This window comes from Pseudomonadota bacterium (assembly GCA_030860485.1).
Classification (GTDB): domain Bacteria; phylum Pseudomonadota; class Gammaproteobacteria; order JACCXJ01; family JACCXJ01; genus JACCXJ01.
Window position 1 is genome coordinate 1 of the sequence record JALZID010000180.1, and the last position, 2,113, is coordinate 2,113.

The window sequence follows — 2,113 nt, forward strand, 5'->3', positions numbered from 1 at the left end:
TACCACTGTTTCGACCGCATTGTCATCCATGGGTACCTGTCCGGGCTGTCGCGGCCCGAGCAGGTCGTGTACTTCTTCCGCGAGGTGGTCGGGGTGGCGGCGGTCACCAAGGAGGTGCTCTCGGGGCGCACCGGTGACTATCAGGGCTGGGTCGAGGCCTTCGCCCGCAATCACGAGGTGCCGATCGAGTGGGGCGAGAAGGGGGTGCGCAAGGAAGAGCATGTCCGGCGCTGGCAACGCTCAATGGAGCGGCGGGAGCGCTTTGGTGTGTACTTCATCCTGTACCTCCAAAAAGCATTACATCCATGTAATCCCGGTTCATCTTCAAGAGCATGGAGCAAGGGCCGAGCTTCCGGTGTGCGGTCCCGAAGTATCCGACGAAGGACCCGAATCACCGCATCCTCGCACCGCAGCGCAGCCGCTTTACCCACTACTATAGGAAGTCACCGTGCACATTCAAGCACTGCGCCTGGAAGGCAGCGAAGCGGTCGGTGATCTCCAGGAACTTCTCGCGCACGGCGGCCAGATGGGCAAGGCCTTTCCTGAGCCCGAAGTCCGTGAGATTGTTCGAGCAGATCTCATTGCGCAGGAAAGTCGAGAACTTCTCGTACTGCTTGACGAACCCGTGCTTCCGAACGCCGTGAAAAGCCAGGTATGGATCGCCGTCGCCACCTATGTGCTGGTGGCCGACAAAGAGCTGGCCAAGAAGCCACGAGCAACGGCGACATGATGAGACTGCCGAAGCACGTGTTTTCCGGCCAGCGCATCGGAGCCATGGTCCTGCGCTATCTGTACCTCTTGCGCGGCTCCTGGCCGCGGATCGTCGAGCAGGCCTACTGGCCGACGGTGCAGATGGTGATCTGGGGGCTGGTCACGCGTTTCTTCGTGACCAACAGCTCGTGGGTGGCAGAGGCCGCCGGTGTACTCATCGCCGCCGTGCTCCTGTGGGATGTCCTGTTCCGCGCCCAGCTCGGTGTGTCGGTCATCTTCATGGAGGAGCTGTTCGCCCGCCACCTGGGCCATCTGTTCGCGAGCCCCTTAAGGCCTTACGAGCTGGCGCTGTCTCTGGTCCTCATCAGCGTCGTACGTACATGCATCGGCGTCGGGACCGCGGCGCTTCTGGCCATCCCCCTGTACCACTACTCTATCTTCGAGATGGGCCTCCCGCTCCTAAGCTTCTTCACCAACCTCCTGGTCTTCGGCTGGGCCATCGGATTCGGGATCTGCGCGCTGCTCTTGCGTTACGGCCTCGGGGTGGAATCGCTCGCTTGGGCCTCGATCTTCGCCCTCGCCCCCGTGAGCGGGATCTACTACCCGATCGCGACCCTGCCCGAGTGGCTGCAACCCGTCGCCTGGATCCTACCGACCAGCCATGTCTTCGAGGGCATGCGTGCCATCCTCTTCGATCGGCACTTCGACACGGGTATGTTCCTCTGGGCGGTGGCACTGAACGTGGTCTATCTCATCGCCGGGGCGGCCGTTTTCCTGCGAGCCTTCGAGCACGCGCGCGAACGCGGCTTGCTATTGCAGGCCGGCGAATAGCGCGCAGGTCGGTAACGGACGCGCCCGTCCGGGACCGCCGCCGGCAGCTAGCGGGGGACTCTGAAGCGCCAGACTGTGGAGGCTCCCGCCGGTGTGTCCGGCTCGAGAGCGAGCGCGACCTCGATACCGCTGGTCCGGAGCCCGTAAACATGGGCGCACCAGAGAAACCCGGCTCGTTCGCACGTCGACTTGGCAACAATAGCAGGGACCATGGATCTTGCCAGACGCAAACAGCTCTATAACGCATGCGACCCCTCCGAGCCGCTTGTGCCGGGTGCCCCTCGTTATGCGGGCATCGACAAAGTGGTCGAAGGCGAGGGGCCGCGCGGCCCAAGCGTCGTCGAAGCGCTCGCTCGCAAGATCGAGTATTCCGACTGCGCCGTCACGCAGTTTGTTACGGCGGCCGTGGCGCGGGTCGCGGTAGGGATGCCGGTTACCCGGCACCCCACCGGGTCGCCGGAGGCGGTCACCCGCCCCCGGCTCCCACAGAACGTAGCGTGCGGATTTCCCGCACTACGCTCTTCAGGTGTTGGTTTACAGCACCGCGTAGCTCTTAAGGCGTGCATAGGGC

The 2,113-nt window shown here is 63.5% G+C and carries 4 protein-coding genes; all 4 read left to right on the forward strand.

Translation table 11 applies throughout. The features are described 5' to 3' along the window. A partial coding sequence (locus tag M3461_09900; protein ID MDQ3774649.1) for a hypothetical protein occupies window positions 1–495 on the forward strand: 495 nt, incomplete at its 5' end. After that, window positions 449–730 (forward strand): hypothetical protein, encoded by a 282-nt coding sequence (locus tag M3461_09905; GenBank protein ID MDQ3774650.1) that lies wholly within the window; start codon window positions 449–451, stop codon window positions 728–730. The genes M3461_09900 and M3461_09905, both read left to right, overlap by 47 nt. Further along, the gene (locus tag M3461_09910) at window positions 727–1,542 is read left to right on the forward strand and encodes an ABC transporter permease (protein ID MDQ3774651.1); all 816 of its coding nucleotides are present in this window, start codon (window positions 727–729) and stop codon (window positions 1,540–1,542) included. Before M3461_09905 ends, M3461_09910 begins: the two co-directional genes overlap by 4 nt. 210 nt (window positions 1,543–1,752) lie before the next feature. After that, a partial coding sequence (locus M3461_09915; protein MDQ3774652.1) for a hypothetical protein occupies window positions 1,753–2,113 on the forward strand: 361 nt, incomplete at its 3' end.

What these genes read in the sequence shown, in the direction of transcription:
- M3461_09910 (MDQ3774651.1), top strand. Translation starts at nt 727, where the DNA reads ATGATGAGACTGCCGAAGCACGTGTTTTCCGGCCAGCGCATCGGAGCC.